The sequence below is a fragment of the Pontibacter populi genome (assembly GCF_019336435.1).
Taxonomy (GTDB): Bacteria; Bacteroidota; Bacteroidia; order Cytophagales; family Hymenobacteraceae; genus Pontibacter; species Pontibacter humidus.
Map to the genome: position 1 here is coordinate 594,535 of NZ_JAHWXQ010000002.1, position 15,834 is coordinate 610,368.

The 15,834-nt window shown below is 45.1% G+C and carries 12 protein-coding genes; 10 read left to right on the plus strand and 2 right to left on the minus strand.

The window, feature by feature from the left end; genetic code table 11:
• Window positions 1-61 precede the first annotated feature (61 nt).
• Window positions 62-4,579, plus strand: coding sequence for an IPT/TIG domain-containing protein (locus tag KYK27_RS09090; RefSeq protein WP_199109710.1), 4,518 nt, complete (start codon window positions 62-64; stop codon window positions 4,577-4,579).
• 50 nt (window positions 4,580-4,629) lie between these two features.
• Here the strand turns inward: KYK27_RS09090 and KYK27_RS09095 are convergent, their stop codons facing one another.
• Window positions 4,630-5,349, minus strand: coding sequence for a hypothetical protein (locus KYK27_RS09095; RefSeq protein WP_199109711.1), 720 nt, complete (start codon window positions 5,347-5,349; stop codon window positions 4,630-4,632).
• A gap of 42 nt (window positions 5,350-5,391) precedes the next feature.
• On the minus strand, window positions 5,392-7,251 hold the full coding sequence (locus tag KYK27_RS09100; RefSeq protein WP_199109712.1) for a vWA domain-containing protein: 1,860 nt from the start codon (window positions 7,249-7,251) through the stop codon (window positions 5,392-5,394).
• 118 nt (window positions 7,252-7,369) lie between these two features.
• On the opposite strand from KYK27_RS09100, the gene KYK27_RS09105 reads away from it, so the two are divergent.
• The 9 genes from KYK27_RS09105 (at window position 7,370) to KYK27_RS09140 (ending at window position 15,670) form a co-directional block, all read left to right on the plus strand.
• Entirely contained in the window at window positions 7,370-7,957 is a 588-nt protein-coding gene (locus KYK27_RS09105; RefSeq protein WP_199109713.1) for an RNA polymerase sigma factor, read from the plus strand.
• A complete protein-coding gene (locus tag KYK27_RS09110; RefSeq protein WP_199109714.1) occupies window positions 7,944-9,287 on the plus strand; it encodes a TonB family protein in 1,344 nt (447 codons plus the stop codon). The genes KYK27_RS09105 and KYK27_RS09110 overlap by 14 nt, the downstream gene beginning before the upstream one ends.
• A gap of 230 nt (window positions 9,288-9,517) precedes the next feature.
• Window positions 9,518-9,802 carry a GNAT family N-acetyltransferase gene (locus KYK27_RS09115; protein ID WP_199109715.1) on the plus strand — a complete coding sequence of 95 codons (285 nt, stop codon included), beginning with the start codon at window positions 9,518-9,520 and terminating at the stop codon, window positions 9,800-9,802.
• Between the two features lie 122 nt (window positions 9,803-9,924).
• Window positions 9,925-11,388 carry an aminoacyl-histidine dipeptidase gene (locus tag KYK27_RS09120; protein WP_199109716.1) on the plus strand — a complete coding sequence of 488 codons (1,464 nt, stop codon included), beginning with the start codon at window positions 9,925-9,927 and terminating at the stop codon, window positions 11,386-11,388.
• A gap of 69 nt (window positions 11,389-11,457) precedes the next feature.
• Window positions 11,458-12,102 carry a YczE/YyaS/YitT family protein gene (locus KYK27_RS09125; protein WP_199109717.1) on the plus strand — a complete coding sequence of 215 codons (645 nt, stop codon included), beginning with the start codon at window positions 11,458-11,460 and terminating at the stop codon, window positions 12,100-12,102.
• A gap of 525 nt (window positions 12,103-12,627) precedes the next feature.
• On the plus strand, window positions 12,628-12,750 hold the full coding sequence (locus KYK27_RS18420; protein WP_255532024.1) for a hypothetical protein: 123 nt from the start codon (window positions 12,628-12,630) through the stop codon (window positions 12,748-12,750).
• 196 nt (window positions 12,751-12,946) lie between these two features.
• Window positions 12,947-13,402, plus strand: coding sequence for a DoxX family protein (locus KYK27_RS09130; RefSeq protein ID WP_199109718.1), 456 nt, complete (start codon window positions 12,947-12,949; stop codon window positions 13,400-13,402).
• A 220-nt stretch (window positions 13,403-13,622) separates the two neighbouring features.
• Window positions 13,623-14,744 carry an AMP-binding protein gene (locus KYK27_RS09135; RefSeq protein WP_233150354.1) on the plus strand — a complete coding sequence of 374 codons (1,122 nt, stop codon included), beginning with the start codon at window positions 13,623-13,625 and terminating at the stop codon, window positions 14,742-14,744.
• A 62-nt stretch (window positions 14,745-14,806) separates the two neighbouring features.
• Entirely contained in the window at window positions 14,807-15,670 is an 864-nt protein-coding gene (locus tag KYK27_RS09140) for an SMP-30/gluconolactonase/LRE family protein (protein WP_199109719.1), read from the plus strand.
• Window positions 15,671-15,834: the final 164 nt, after the last annotated feature.

The window sequence follows — 15,834 nt, forward strand, 5'->3', positions numbered from 1 at the left end:
AATTTTTATAGTTTAATTTATAGATTTACAGTGCGATAGCATTCATCTATACTTTTAGCCTATGAGAACAGCTTTACTCTATTTTATTTTTATCCTATTATTATCTACACAATTACTTGCCCAGACTACCGACCCACAAACAAAATACATAATAGGACCAACCTTAACAGCTCCTCTCGGTGTTGTAGCTGATAATTCCGGGAACATTTATGTTGCAATGGATGATATAGTCAGAGTATTTGATGTTGAGGGCAATTATATTAACGAAATTTCAGTTCCAGAAACCCCATCCAGAGGGAGAGCTCGTGCCATAGCCATCGATAAAGAAGAGAATCTGTTCATCTTTGACGCCTTAGATAGCTATGTTTATAAGGTTGATAGAGAAGGCAAACTACTTTTTAAGTTTATAACCCCTAGAACATCATTCGCAGGTTATGCTGTGGAGGGAATAGCAGTTGCACCCGACGGAAGTATATATATTACAGACTTTCTCAATAATCTTATTAGAAAATTCAATAGTGATGGTAAGTATCTATTTGAATTCAAAACAATCAAGGCTCCAGTGGATGTTGCCATAGGACCTGATGGAAATGTTTATATAGCAGACCCTGAAGATAAGAGTATCGTTAAGTATAGTGATAAAGGTGAATTTATTGTAAGTTATAAAACACCTGGTAGTGGCACACAGGGTTTTATAAGGCCAACGGGTGTTGAAGTAGGTAGTGATGGAACACTTTACGTAGCAGATGCTGGTACTACAACTGTATATACCTTTAAAGAAACAGGCGAGAAAGGCTTAACCAAAAAGTTTGACAATATACCCTTTAATCTTTATATGGGCGTAGCTCTTGACGCTTCAGGCCATGTGTTCCTATCTTTTGGTCATGTGTATGAGTATGCCAAATTTGATACTTGGTCAAGTTATGGTAAAGTTGCCAAGATATCATCAGCAGGAGAAGTTGAGAAGGAATGGGGCAAAACTGAAAACATAAATAGGATAAGAGTATCAGCTTTAGAGATAGATAAAAAGGGGCATTATATCTATGTAGGCGATGATATAAGCCGAAAGATTCTGAAGTATAATAGGCAGGGAATAAAAGTTGACGAATTTGGAAGCAATGGCTCTAATTCCGTTTTCAATTCCCGTGTACTTGATATTGCTACAGGTTTAGATGATGCCTTGTATGTCTATCAATTAGATAACCGAACCTTTAAAATAAGAAAGTATAGTTCATCAGGCAAATACATATCTACATTTGAACCTTTTCCAGAACAACAGTTTTCTTTTTACCACTCTTTTAGAGTTAAGGCAGGGTTAGATAATTATATTTATGTGCTTGGTGACAGGAAAGTTATGAAGTATGATACTGCAGGTAAGTTCATTTCTCTAATTGAGTTATCTACTCCAAATCTTACTTCTGTTGTCATTATGTCTAAAGATATCTCTGTTGACAAATCAGGTAACATTTATATTCTGTACTATTCTCCAGGCTCCCCTAGTTCCCGATCTCTCAATAATTTATTTAAATATTCTAACGACGGAGAGGTTAAACTTCAGTATAAGGCGTGGCAAAGTATTGGTTTTAACTATGATGCTAAAAGAAACATAAGTGTAGACAATAACAACAACATTTATGTTGCAAAGGAGGATGGCAGTTTTTTTTCAAACACGCTCAGAATATTTAATGATAACGGAGTACTTATTAAATCTTTACCCAATATTAATGATGATGTTTCGGTAAGTTTAGATGGTAATACAATTGTAACATTGTCATCAGAGAGAGAAGATCAAATTCTAATTATGAATACATCTTCCTCTGAAAACAAATTAAGCTATATCACAGGCTATGTGTATCTGGATGAAAATAACAACAATGTAAAGGATGCGGAGGAAACAGGATTAAAAGATTTTTTGGTGCGAGCTGAACCAGGATCCATTTTTGGAAAAACTGATAATAGCGGTAAATACAAAATCGTAGTTGATACTACCGGAACATACCAACTTACACAATTACTTCCTCAACAAAGAGGGCAAGAGATTGTACAAGTTACACCCGAAAAAGATAAGCCAAAGGTTGTTTCTGTTTCACATCTCAACAGTACGTTATCAGAAAACAACTTTGGTAATAAAGTCACCCTCTCCCCTTACCTAACCACCAGCGTTTCCTCTACGCGCCGACGTCGTTGCTTCGAAAGTACAACCAAGGTAACCTACGCCAACTCTGGCTTTGCAGCTGCCGAAAAGGCTAAAGTATACTTAAAACTTCCTAAAGAAATAGAACTGTTATCAGCAGATAAACCCTACACAAAACAGTCAAATAATATGTATGTGTTTGACGTAGGCACCGTTGCCCCCGGCGAAACGAAAACTATAACTATACAGGACAAAGTAACCTGCGGCGATGAAAGTGTTCGTGGCCTGACGGTATGTACCAAAGCATGGATATCGACGGGCAAACTTCCCGAAAAACCAATCGCTACAGTAACCGGAGAATGCGACCCTGCTACAGGCAGAGTTCGTTTTGTTATCCGCAACACTGGTCCGGAAGATATGGAAACGGGCAAGCTTTTCAGGATATACAGAGACGGTAAATTATCGACGGTAGAGCAATACAAACTGGCTGCCGGCGATAGTCTTGTACTATGGATACCTGCCGTTGGCAAAACCATCCGTTTAGAAGCCGAACAGCCGGATGGAAACGGCGATAATACGCTGGCAAGCGCAACTATAGAAGGATGCCAGGCAGGTGGAAGCAATACGCCTATCAGCACGGGTTTTGTAAATGCCCTGCCACCAGATGAGGAAGAGGCTGAAGTTGCAGAAGAATGCCTGCTGATTACGGACTCTTTTGACCCGAACGACAAACAGGTAACGCCAACAGGTCTCACTTCCGAGAACTATACACCAACCGGTGTGGCGCTCACCTATAAGATCCGTTTCCAGAATACCGGTACTGATGTGGCTTACCGTGTTGTTGTGGTGGATACCTTATCACAAAACCTGGATATCAGTACGCTGCAAATGGGATCTGCATCGCATAACTATAGATTTGATGTAAGCGGCAAAGGTAGCCCTGTTCTCACCTGGACCTTCGACAACATTCTGCTGCCAGATAGCAACAGCAACGAGCCGGGCAGCCACGGGTATATCCAGTTCAGCATTAAGCCTAAGGCAGACCTGCCAGGTAAAACACTGGTAGAGAACTTTGCAGATATCTTCTTCGACTATAACTCGCCTGTACGCACCAATATTACCGCCAACCGCATCTACGACATGCCGGAGGTTATAAACGAAGGAGACAAACTAACTGCAGATGAAATTATCGCTACTCCGGGCATCACTGGTTTTAACCCGGAAAGCGGCAAATTCGGAACAGAGGTTATTGTTAGCGGAAAGAAATTCTCACTAAACCCAGCACTTAACAAAGTGTATTTTAATGGCCTGCCGGCAACTATAGTTTCGGCTTCTGAAACAGAATTAAAAGTTATAGTGCCAGCTAACGCCACTTCCGGTATTCTAAGAATTCAGACCAACGATGGCGTAGCGCAAAGCATCACTGGCTTTGAAGTGTACCAGCCACCAGTAGTTAACAGCTTCTCACCTATTGAAGGGATAACAGGTACAACCGTAACCCTGGAAGGAAAACATTTAACTGAAGCATGGTTGCAAACTATAAAACTGGGCGATCAGGTTTGTGAGATCATCAGCAGGGAAGGCAATAAAGTAGTTGTAAAAGTACCGGAAGGCGCTGTAACAGGTAAGTTTGAGGCGTTCAGCAAAGGTGGCGAAGTGCAAACTATAAACACCTTCGTAGTATGGCATCAACCGACCATCAGCAACCTTAGCAAGCTAACTGATAAAGCCGGCGCAACTATAGAAATCAGGGGGTCTAACTTTGCTTCTGCCCCTGAACGGAACAAAGTAATGTTTGGGACTGTGTCGGCCAGGGTGCTGCAGGCAACTTCAGCTACTTTAAAAGTGCAGGTGCCAAAAGGTGCCGAAAATGGTCCGGTAACTATAGAAACGCCAGGCGGTATAGCTGAAAGCGCTGTTCACTTTACGTTTATTCCGGCGCCTGATGTACTTTCCTTTACACCTGCTATTGGCACAGTTGGCACTGATGTTACGCTAACCGGCAAGAACTTCCTGACCCTGGGAGAACAGGACACTATTACATTTAACGGCCAGAAAGCAGTAGTGCTGGAAGCTACTCCGACGCTGCTTAAAGTAAGGGTGCCGCGCTGGGCAAGTTCAGGTAAAATAAAGGTAGCCGGTATTGGTGGTTATGCTGTAACGGCTGATGATTTCAGGATTGAAGAGCTTAGTCCGGAACAGGCCATTGAAGTATACCCGAACCCTACTACAGGCAACTTTACCATCCGCTTTATGCATGCTGATTTTGAGGTGCATCAGGTGCAGTTATTTTCGGCATTAGGCCAGTTGGTTTACTCCGAAAAAGTAACCAGCCCAAGGCCTGATAAACTGGAAATAAAGCTCGCTACTCCTAAACCAGGTATGTATATCCTGCACATAAAAACCGAGCGCGGCCTCGTTATAAAAAAGCTGAATGTACTGTAACTATAGATCAATAAAAAAGAGACGCTTTCAGGCGTCTCTTTTTTATTGATCTATAGTTTGCTGAACACTTCTTTTTGCAAATAACTTTTATCGTTTGCAGGCTGGGCCGGCGTGGTGGATGTATATTGGCGCACCTCCTGTGTAGTCAGGTTAATTTGCCAGATAGCCGGATAATGTTGTTGCCCTAGGCTGTCCTGTACCAAACCTACTACCACTACTTCGTTTGCAGAGCGCCACCAGCCATCATCAAACTGGCAGGGCGTGCCACAAAACATCAGGCGCGTCTTCTCTCCTTTTGCAGGATCAACTATAGCTACTTCGCTGTCCGGCGAATCGGCAGTAACTTCCGGCTTTTTCAACCTTCTCTTTCTGAAAACCCGCTCATAACTATACAAATCCAGCACTTTACTTTTATCCGGAGATGGGAGGAACAGTTTTGGGAATTCTTTATACAGTTCATGCCAGTTCGTTGCTACCGGAAAAGTCAGCAGGTCGGTATCCCACACCTCGCGCAATACAAAAAGCGAATCTGCAGCGTTGTCATCTATTTTGTAAAACGAAAACCAGTCGCTCAGTTCCTGTTTTGCATCCTGCACCAGTGAAATCCGTTTCTGTTCTTCCTCAGCTGCTACGCCAGGATGCTTAGTCACAGTTTGCTCCTTTTCTTCCTGTCCCTGGCAACTCACCAGCCATACCAAGAGCAAACTATAGCCGAGCCACCTGGTCAAATTTATACATGCACCCATTTTGTAAAGTTTATCTGTAAGCATCTACGCACAGATTGGATGCATGTATAAAAACATAGTTTATAGTTACTTTTTGCTGGCCCGGGCATCCATAAGCTGCACAGCTTTTACCAGTTTCACAAATTCGCCGCGGTTGCCGTCTTCGTCTTTTCCGCGGGCCTGTTGCGCCAGCTCCAGTACTTTGCCGTAGTTGGCTGTTCCCTTGAATTTAGACTCACGCAGCAACATACCATAAGCCGCCACTGCAGCAGAGAATCTATAGTTGTCTGACAGTTTTTCCGGGGCAACAGTTTGGGTGGTAACTATAGTTTGCAGCAGTTTGCTTGTGTCGCCGGCTGGTTCTTTGTAGCGCAGTTTCAGGGTCAGCAATTCGTTGGTAGCAGCAGCTTTGTTGTTCAGTTTGGTCTCCTGGTACTTCAGGTCATCTATCGTTTGCAGCTCGGTTTTGTTGTTTTTAGAGGCGGCCGGCACTATTTCGTAAAGCGCGGTTACAGTATGGCCAGCGCCCATATCGCCTGCATCTTTCTGATCGTTGTTAAAGTCTTCGTTCTGTAGGGCGCGGTTCTCATAGCCGATCAGGCGGTAGGCTTTTACATGGGCCGGATTAAACTCCAGCTGCAACTTTACGTCTTTGGCAATGGTAAACAGGGTGCCGCCAAACTCATTCACGAACACCTTTTTAGCTTCCAGGATGTTATCGATGTAGGCATAGTTACCGTTGCCTTTGTTAGCCAGTTGCTCCATGCGTGAGTCTTTCAGGTTGCCGGTTCCAAAACCGAGTACAGTTAAAAACACACCGGTTTCACGTTTCTTCTCGATCAGCCTTTCCAACTCACCTGAGCTTGATACGCCTACGTTAAAATCACCGTCTGTTGCCAGTATCACCCGGTTATTACCGCCTTTAATAAAATGCTTTTCCGCTTCCTGATAAGCCTGGTTTATGCCAGCCGCACCGGCCGTTGCCCCACCCGCTTCCAACGCTTCAATTGCAGCCAGCATTTCTGCTTTTTTATTCGTTGAAGGCAAAACTAAACCCGCCGCTCCGGCATATACAACTATAGCTACCTTATCCTGCGGGCGCAACTGCTCTACCAGCATTTTAAATCCGGATTTAACTAATGGTAACTTATCCTGGCTCATCATCGATCCCGACACATCGATCAGGAACACGATGTTAGAAGCCGGCAGGTTATAGGTAGGTATATCTTTGCCCTGCAGCCCGATGTGCAGTAACAGATTCTCCTTATTCCACGGACAGGCGGCCAGCTCCGTAGTTACCGAAAACGGATGTTCATTGGTTGGTTGCGGATAATCATAATCAAAGTAGTTGATCATCTCTTCGATGCGAACTGCATCGGCAGGCGGTAATTGTCCTTCGTTAATAAAGCGGCGCACATTACTGTATGACGCATTGTCCACGTCGATGGAGAACGTAGAAAGCGGGTTCTTCTTTGCTTCCAGGAAAATGCTTTCGGGCAGGTGCTGGTATTCTTCTGTGTTGAATACAGGCGGCGCGTAGCTGAATGTTGCCTGGTCTGCCATTACGGATACCCCTGCTACTTTCCCAGCCAGAGCTCTGCTAGCCTTCTTACTATAACCGGTTACTACCACTTCCTCCAGCGCCCGATTATCAGCTTCCAGGGCAACATTTATAACTGAGTCTTTCTTTATAGTTACATCTTTGCTCTTATAACCAATGTAGCGGAATGACAGTGTCTTGTCAGAGGTAGAAACCAGCAATTTATAGTTACCGGCGGCATCGGTGGCTACGCCTTTGTTCGTTCCTTTTATAGCTACAGCTACACCAGGCAATGGCTGGGAATTTGAAGCGTCAGTTACCTTACCGGTTATAGTTCTGGTCTGCGCTATAGTTGTGAGAGATATCAGCAGGAAGCTGAAAACGAGAAAGTAGATGTGCTTTTTCATGGCTGTTTGTGTTTGGTTTCTCTCATGATGCAGCCCTCCACACGATTCCATAAAAAAATATTAAAAATTTTTAATTGATGCTTTTTGCTTTTATTTAAGGTAGCAATCCAACTATAGTATGTTTCTCAAATTCTTTAAAAAGGCCGACCCACCCGACGACATGCAGCTGGTGCAACAGTACCGGACTACAGCCGATATGGACTGCCTTGGCGAGCTTTTTGAACGACATACCGAAATGGTGTACCTGGTTTGCCTGAAGTACCTGCGCGATGAAGAAGAAAGTAAAGATGCCACCATGCAGGTTTTCGAGAGCCTGACCGAACTGCTGCTGAAACACGACATCGCTAATTTTAAAAGCTGGCTGCACGTAACTACCAAAAACCATTGCCTGATGCAGCTGCGGGCCAAAAAAGGCAAAGAACAGGTAAGCTTAGAAGATGCTTCGCCTCCATTTATGGAAAACAGCGATCTTTTTCATCTTAGTGATGCCGAGCAGAAAGAAGAGGACGAAAAGCTACTGGCACAGGGGTTGGAAACATTACCGCCAGAACAACGAACCTGTGTAGAGCTATTTTATCTGCAGCAAAAGAGTTATAAAGAGATTGCCGAACAAACAGGCTGCGACCTGAACAAAGTAAAAAGTTACATACAAAACGGGAAACGGAACCTGAAACTATACATGGAGAAACACCATGAACCACGCTAACCACCACATACACTTCGGTGCAGACGGGCACCCTACCCTGGAATTGCTGCGGCAGTACCAGGAAGGCTTGCTGTCGCCTGCCCAGAGCCACCAGTTGGAACGCCACCTGCTGGACTGTGACCTATGCGCGGACTTAGCTGAAGGAATGACCTTATCAGATGCTACCCAAACCAAAGCTGCCGTTTCCGACATTAAAAACCGTTTAACTATAGTTAAAGAAAAACGCCGTGCAGCAGCCTGGTACTCTGACTGGCGGGCCGTTGCTGCTGTGTTCGTGCTGCTCTGCTCTGCTGTAATGGTGTTTTATTACCAGTATACCAACTTACAAACTGCCCCGGAAACTATAGCTGTAGAAAAAACTGTGGAGCAACCTGAAACTATAGTTAAATTCTCTCCGCCTGCACCCATCGTTAACCAGGAAACAATAGAAGAAACGGAACTCGATCAGTCAACTATAAAACCAAATCTAAGCAAAGCAAAACCTAAAGTTAGTACTGACACCTATGCCTATTCGGATACTGATGAAGAAGACTTCTTTCCGTATGATATTACCAAAGTGATGGATGAAATGGATGCTGCTAAGGTAACGGAATCAGTAGCGCTGGAAGAAGTTACTTTTGACCTGAAAGCAGACAGCACGGCAACTATAGCTACTGCAAAACCAAAAGCCAGGGTAGCTGTAGCAGCTCCGCAAATGAGTCTTGAACGTGCCTTACAAGGTCAGGTAGCAGGAGTAGCAGTGCAGCGTAAAAAAGGTGAAGCAAATTTAGTTCAGGGTAAGGTTACAGACGATGCTGGCAATCCGTTACCAGGCGTAATGGTACAGGTAAAAGGTACCATGCTGGGCGTTTCTACAGATAAAGATGGTAACTTCTCGTTACAGGTTCCTGCAGATAAAACTGTCTTAAACTTCCGCTACATCGGTTTTGAGTCAAAGGAACAACAAATTGACAGCACAAAAACTTTACTAGCCGTTAACCTGCAACCGGATAATCGTGCTTTGTCTGAAGTGGTGGTAACCGGTTACAGCAAACGTGCCGCAGCACCAGTCATCGAAAAGCCCAAACCAACTATAGGAACCCGCGCCTACAAACTATACCTTAAATACGAGCAGCGCCCACTTACTACAAAGGCTAAAGGAAGAGTTATAGTTGGCTTTACAGTATCTGAAAGCGGTCAGTTAGAAAATGTACGGGTATTACGCAGCCTGAACCCGGAGGCAGATGCAGAAGCGGTTAGATTAATCCAGGAAGGCCCTGCCTGGGAACCCGCAAAACAGAATGGCAATCGAGTATTGCAGCAGGTAAAGGTGGTCGTTCGGTTTAGGTAAGTATTATCGGTTGCTGGTGCGAGTTTGCAACTCGTGACTTGCTATGATGTCGGATTTGTATTCCGACTGGGCCAGAGGCCCAAACTATAGTTCGACACGATCGAAGACGCTTGCGCCAGGGATAAAAAACCGTTACGCAATTCTAACAATTTAACCTTCCAACCATTTAACCATTAACAATCAACAATTCCCACCCACCGTATAGTTACAAACACAAACAAACTTAACCTATGGAACACGAAGTAAAGCACGACCAGGACGACCTGCGTTTTTATATGGAAATTGGGGACGAGGAAGCCGAACTAACCTATAGTTACACCGACGAAAACGCCATGGACTTTGACCATACCTTTGTGCCGGAGAGTGCACGCGGACAGGGTATCGCTCATAAATTAGTCCGTTGCGGACTGGATTTTGCACGCGAGAATGACTGCAAAGCCATTGCTTCCTGCCCTGCCGTAGAAGCATTCGTAAAGCGCCACCCCGAGTACAACGACATCATGCTATGGCCATAGTTTTCCAACTATAACTATCTCCAATAAAAGCGGTTTCTCTATTCAAAATTTCGGATATTTGCCTGTAATCAAATGCAAACCTGCGCTGCACTATTTATAGGGTAAGCCGCTAAAACTATACTATGAACGAAGAAATAAGAGAACTCGAGCCCAAAGCGCTCTGGAACTACTTTACCGACCTGAATGCTGTGCCGCGTCCGTCTAAAAAAGAAGAGCGCGTGATACAGTTTATGAAAGATTTTGGCAACAGCCTTGGCCTGGAAACGATGGTAGATGAGATCGGCAACGTGATCATTAAAAAACCGGCCACTGCAGGCATGGAAAACCGCCAGACCATTTTGCTGCAAAGCCACCTGGACATGGTACACCAGAAAAACGCTGAGACTAACTTCGATTTCAACTCACAGGGAATTGAGATGTTCGTGGAAGGCGACTGGGTAAAAGCAAAAGGCACTACGCTGGGCGCTGACAACGGTATTGGTGTGGCTACGATCATGGCGCTGCTGGCATCTGACAATATCCCACATCCTCCATTAGAAGCCCTGTTTACCATAGACGAAGAAACTGGCATGACCGGTGCTCTTGGATTGAAAGGTGGTATGCTGGAAGCCTCTATCATGCTGAACCTGGATACAGAAGATGATACGGAATTAACGATTGGCTGCGCTGGCGGTGTAGATGTAACCGCAACCGGAAACTATAGTTCAGAGACCGCTACTGCCAACAGCACTGGCTTTCGCTTAAGCATAAAAGGTTTAACGGGTGGTCACTCAGGAATGGATATTCACCTGGGACGTGGCAATGCGAACAAACTGATGAACCGTATACTAGCGCAGGCTGCTGAGCAGTTTGGCGTACAGGTTAGTGAGATAGATGGCGGAAGTTTGCGCAATGCAATACCGCGGGAGTCGTTTGCGGTAGTTGCTGTGACGCAGGACAAGGCAAAGGCTTTCGAAGAATTTGTTGCGACTCAGAAAGACATCCTGAAGAAGGAATACAACACCACAGACCCGAACCTGGAAGTAACGATTGAAGCTACTACTGCTCCAACTCAGGTGCTGGCTCAGGATTTCCAGAATAAATTACTACGCAGCATTTACGCCTGCCCGAACGGCATCTACCGCCTCAGCCCGGACATCGAGAACCTGGTGCAGACATCAAATAACGTGGCGCGCGTGCTGGTGAAAAATGGCGAATACAGCATTCAGTGCTTAACCCGAAGCTCCGTAGATTCTGAGAAAATGGATCTGGCCAATGCGATCAGATCAACTTTTGAACTGGCTGGCGCCGCTGTCACCTTCAAAGGCAGCTACCCGGGCTGGACACCACTTCCGGGTGCCGCTATCGTGCAGGTGATGAGCGACCTATACCGCGAGCTGTTCGACGGCGAGCCGCATGTAAACGCCTGCCACGCGGGCTTGGAGTGCGGTATAGTGGGTGGCAATTACCCGGACATGGAAATGATCTCATTTGGTCCAAACATCCGCGGTGCCCACTCTCCTGACGAAAAAGTACAGATCAGCTCGGTACAAAAATACTGGGGCTTCCTGCTGGAAACACTGGAGCGTATCCCTGTGAAAGTTTAAACCATTGCTATAAAGATTTAGTTATGAAAGCGCCTGCAACCACAGGCGCTTTCTTTTTATCTTTGCCCCATGAAAAACTGGATCATCCGTTATAGTTTCTTTTTTGCTGGTTTGTTGCTGTTTGGGTTTGCTAACGCGATGGCTGTAAAAGTGAAATACCTGGGCCTGCACCCCTGGGAAGTACTGAACGTGGCGCTCTTTCAGAAATTTGGCTTCACGATTGGTACCTGGAGTGTGCTCGTGGGCCTGGCGGTGATTGTGGTGGCCTGGTTCGTGAACCGCAAATACATTAACGTCGGTACTTTCCTGAATACCTTGCTTATCGGTCCGTTCATGGACTTTTTCCTTTGGTTGGATTTTCTACCTGAAGCTACGCATGGCTGGCAGGATTATGCGCAGCTGTTTACGGCAATACTTATCGGCAGCATTGCAGGCGGGTTGTATGTAGCAGGTGGCGTTGGTGCCGGCCCACGCGATGGGTTCATGCTATCGTTGTCGGAACGTACACGCCTTTCCGTAAGCCAGGCGCGGATAGTAGTAGAATGTATCGTATTGGTTATCGGCTTTTCATTAGGTGGCCCCATTGGTATTATCACGTTCCTTTACACCTTTATCCAAAGCCCATTATTTCAGATCACATTACGTTTCTTCCAGAAGCTTCGGATTTACTTAACCGAGGAACCCGCTCCGGAAAAAGTACAGGTTAAACATTAAGGTTTAGTTGTGCTAGGTTATAGTTGAGTTTGTAGTTTCATAGTCCGTAAAGCTGGCGCGAGTCTCTAGACTCGTGACTTAGAGTGAATGTTGAGTCTCCTGACTCGACTGGCCCGGTAGGGACAGGAATTGTCTGAATCAGGATTTACAGGATTATAGGATCTTTAGGATTAGACTTTTGCTATAGTCCAGTAAACAGTTTCATATCATCTGTTTTAACCCACCCCTACCCCTCCCGAGAGGGGAATTGCGTCTGTCGCTTTGTTCGTGGCTATAGTTTTATAGTTTCTGCTAGTCATCCCCCTGCCCCCTTCAAAGGGGGACTTTTCTGGCTACTGCTTTATATTCTGTCATTTCGACGAAAGGAGAAATCTGAATTAGCTATAGTTACAGCCCACGACCAGGACAGGTTTACCTGTCCCTTTGAAATTATAGCCACGATAAAAGTCGAAGCGAGCAGGTTCAAACTATAGATAAGCTTCTACTATGCGAAACTTCTCAGTCTTCGGGTTGAGCGCCTTGTGAATGTCTGGTGGCGTAGCCATTGCGACGCAGGAGCAAAAGAGATTCGCGCAGCGCGATGCCCAAAGACGGGGCCTCCCGGCCGTGAGGGCACCAAAGCCAACTATAATAACTATAGGTGAGTAGAGCTCCCAGGAATAAAGAAAGTTCGAAATGAAGGCTTTGATCAAAATATGAGAAGCTTCAGCTAAAAGCTGAAATAGATTTCTCCTTTCGTCGAAATGACAAAGAGGGGAACTATAAACCCCTATAACCTGTCCGAAATCAGGTATTATTCGTTTAAATAACTGATAATCAAATTATTTAACCTAACACTTAAGCCATGAACTTAACACACGATATGCACCGCGTGGAACGATGGGCAGATACCCATCATCCTATCTGGCTCGACTTTTTAAGGATCGGACTTGGTATATTCCTGATGATAAAAGGCTTTATGTTTGTGCAGGACACAGGGGCATTTTTTAGTATTATGCATAAAAGCCAGTTTCCATGGGTCTCTATTGGTCTTGCCCATTATGTGGCGTTTGCGCATTTGGTAGGTGGTTTCCTGATCGCTATTGGCCTTATTACGAGGGTGGCCATCCTGTTTCAGATACCAATACTGCTGGGGGCAGTTTTCTTTGTGAACCCGACACATGGTTTCTATTCGGAGAACACCGAACTCTGGTCATCGATCATTGTGCTGCTGTTACTGATCGGTTTCCTTATTTTCGGTTCCGGTCGCTTCTCAGTAGACCATATCATCCGTAAACCACAAAACGACTGGCTTTATTAAGTTAGAAAGTTTAGAAGTTAAAAAGTTTGGAAGTTAAAGAGTTTAGGAGTTGAAGAAAGGAACTATAGTTTTTGATCCTATAAGGGAATCCTTCATTAAACAATCTAACAATTCAATCATCCAGCCCTTTAACAATTCAGTAATTAACAATAAAACCTCTTTTTCGCATTTTTGTATAGTGCATATAGTACATTTGCGTATGTGCTAACGCCTGCAAAATATGGAAGAGATGGCTGAGAAATACCTGTTGCTGAACGGCAATAAATTCTATTACGATGAGATAGCGGAATATTCGTTCCGGAACAGCATTGAGCTGAATGGCTACGAAGCAAAAACACTTGAATTCTGCCGTAGCTGGCTCAATGGTGTGCAGGAATTCCCGATACAGACCTCCGGCTCAACAGGCACCCCAAAAACGATAAACCTTACCCGCAGGCAGCTCGAATCCAGTGCCCGCAAAACTATAAAGATACTCAATCTGCAGCCAGGCGATGCTACGCTGGTATGCCTCAATACAGAGTACATAGCAGGCATGATGATGCTGGCGCGCGGCTTTATGGCCGAAATGCAGATGACCATAGTGGAACCGATCAGTAACCCACTGAAACTGGTACCGGAAGGAATGCTGTTCGATTTCTCTTCTTTTGTTCCGATGCAGTTGCAGAAGATTCTTCAGGACACACCAGAGAACGTGCCGCTTCTGAACCATATGAAAGGCATATTATTGGGCGGAGCCCCTGTAAACTTTACCCTGCAGCGCGAATTACAGCAATTAACCGTACCAGTCTATCACACCTACGGCATGACAGAAACCGCCTCACATGTGGCGCTTCGGCTGCTAAATGGCCCTGATGCTGCTGTGTATTATGATGCGCTGGATAACATACGTCTTGGGCTTGATAACCGTGGCTGCCTGACCATACAGGGCGACGTAACCAACAACGAACTTATAGTTACCAACGACCTGGTAGAGTTACTCACTCCAAGCCGCTTCCGCTGGATTGGCCGCGTAGATAATACGATAAACTCGGGTGGCGTAAAAGTGCAGAGCGAAACAGTAGAAGTTGCCGTGGCTGAAGCCTTTGCCGACCTGGACCCTATGCCGCGCTTTTTTGTCACCTCACAGCCCGACGAGCTACTGGGCGAACATGTAATTCTAGTGATTGAAACAGAGCCACTTTCTGAAGCTGCTGAGAAAGAACTGAAAAGCCGTATAAAGCCGCTGTTGAAGAAGTTTGAACGCCCTAAAAAGTACTACTACTGCCCAGCCTTTACCGAAACAGCAACCGGAAAAATATCTAAACAGCGTACCCTCCGCAAACTAGGGCTGGAGGTACTCTAACGCACACTTTTAAACAGTTGCTTTCAGTAAGCGTAATAGCGGGTATACCAAAAGATAAAATCATGCGGCTTATACTTCGCTATACTTTCGTGCTGTTTATAGTTGCTGCCCTGCAGGGTTGCAGCACTTTATTCACCTCCAAAGGCCCTGTAGAACTCAAGCAGGTCTGGGCATCTGATAATACGCTACGCACCCCCGAGTCTGTACTATACGACCCGGAACGGAACATGCTGTACGTATCCAACATCAACCAGAGCAAAGACCGCAAAGATGGCGATGGCTTTATCTCCAAACTTAACCCGCAGGGCGAAATAGAAGAACTGCATTGGGTAACCGGACTTAACAACCCCAAAGGCATGGCCCTGCACAATAACGTGCTCTATGTTTCGGATGTGGATGAAGTGGTAACTATAGCTGTTCAAACCGGCGCCATACTTGGTCGCTACGAAGCCGAAAAGTCGGAAGCCTTAAATGACGTTACCGTGGATGAGGAAGGCAATGTATACATCTCGGATATGGAAGAGAAAGCTATTTACCAGATGCGTAACGGCCGTATTACCCATTGGCTCGACACCAAACGCGAAAAACCGAATGGCTTGTATGTTGATGGAAACCGGATGGTGGTAGCTTTTATGAGCAGTGGTGAAGTGCGCACACTGGATACGGAAAATAAGGAATTTAAAGACCTTACGGATAAGATCAGTAACGCGGATGGTATAACCAAAGCAGGCCCGGATGGCTATTTTGTATCGAACTGGGATGGTGAGATCTATTATGTGAATATGGAAGGCAAAAAATGGAAAGTACTGGACACCAAGGCTAAAAACATAAACGCCGCTGACATAACTTACTCCGAAGAGACGAAATTATTATATGTTCCCACCTTCCGGGACAATAGAGTAGTAGCTTATTCCGTTACTTACTAGAGAGTCTATTTTCATGATGAGGGGCAACTAGCGTTAGAACTGGTTGCCCTTCGTTTTTTCAGGCAGTTTATAGTGCGGCAAAGCTATCCGAAATAAATATTTGCAGAATTAAAAAACTGGCCCTAAAAATGCAATAGCGGTGGCTATACATGTACTTTAAAACT

Bases quoted from the DNA above. Each gene is read 5' to 3' on its own strand.
- KYK27_RS09090 (WP_199109710.1), top strand. From the start codon at position 62: ATGAGAACAGCTTTACTCTATTTTATTTTTATCCTATTATTATCTACA.
- KYK27_RS09095 (WP_199109711.1), bottom strand. From the start codon at position 5,349: ATGCTTACAGATAAACTTTACAAAATGGGTGCATGTATAAATTTGACC.
- KYK27_RS09100 (WP_199109712.1), bottom strand. From the start codon at position 7,251: ATGAAAAAGCACATCTACTTTCTCGTTTTCAGCTTCCTGCTGATATCT.
- KYK27_RS09105 (WP_199109713.1), top strand. From the start codon at position 7,370: ATGTTTCTCAAATTCTTTAAAAAGGCCGACCCACCCGACGACATGCAG.
- KYK27_RS09110 (WP_199109714.1), top strand. From the start codon at position 7,944: ATGAACCACGCTAACCACCACATACACTTCGGTGCAGACGGGCACCCT.
- KYK27_RS09115 (WP_199109715.1), top strand. From the start codon at position 9,518: ATGGAACACGAAGTAAAGCACGACCAGGACGACCTGCGTTTTTATATG.
- KYK27_RS09120 (WP_199109716.1), top strand. From the start codon at position 9,925: ATGAACGAAGAAATAAGAGAACTCGAGCCCAAAGCGCTCTGGAACTAC.
- KYK27_RS09125 (WP_199109717.1), top strand. From the start codon at position 11,458: ATGAAAAACTGGATCATCCGTTATAGTTTCTTTTTTGCTGGTTTGTTG.
- KYK27_RS18420 (WP_255532024.1), top strand. From the start codon at position 12,628: ATGTCTGGTGGCGTAGCCATTGCGACGCAGGAGCAAAAGAGATTCGCG.
- KYK27_RS09130 (WP_199109718.1), top strand. From the start codon at position 12,947: ATGAACTTAACACACGATATGCACCGCGTGGAACGATGGGCAGATACC.
- KYK27_RS09135 (WP_233150354.1), top strand. From the start codon at position 13,623: ATGGAAGAGATGGCTGAGAAATACCTGTTGCTGAACGGCAATAAATTC.
- KYK27_RS09140 (WP_199109719.1), top strand. From the start codon at position 14,807: ATGCGGCTTATACTTCGCTATACTTTCGTGCTGTTTATAGTTGCTGCC.